The sequence below is a fragment of the Paenibacillus sp. 598K genome (genome assembly GCF_003851045.1).
Taxonomy (GTDB): Bacteria; Bacillota; Bacilli; order Paenibacillales; family Paenibacillaceae; genus Paenibacillus_D.
This window is the reverse complement of sequence record NZ_BFBX01000248.1, coordinates 1-211: the sequence shown is the minus strand read 5'-3', so window position 1 is coordinate 211 and position 211 is coordinate 1. Positions and strand designations below refer to the sequence as shown.

The following is a 211-nucleotide window of genomic DNA, read 5'->3' as shown; positions in this document are numbered from 1 at the left end:
GATCACCTCCTTTCTAAGGATATACCTCATCTCGTAGAAGATGAGATAAACGGTTTGACGACGCGAATCTATTTGTTCAGTTTTGATGGAATTTGATTTGGGGACATAGCTCAGCTGGGAGAGCGCCTGCCTTGCACGCAGGAGGTCAGGAGTTCGATCCTCCTTGTCTCCACCAAATACAATTCCGTCTTTTTGCACCTTGAAAACTGGA

Annotated in this window: 1 tRNA gene; it reads left to right on the top strand. The window is 46.0% G+C overall.

Annotated features, from left to right (window positions below):
- The first annotated feature begins 99 nt into the window (after positions 1–99).
- A tRNA-Ala gene (locus tag PA598K_RS34925) sits at positions 100–175 on the top strand.
- The last annotated feature ends 36 nt before the right edge of the window (positions 176–211 follow it).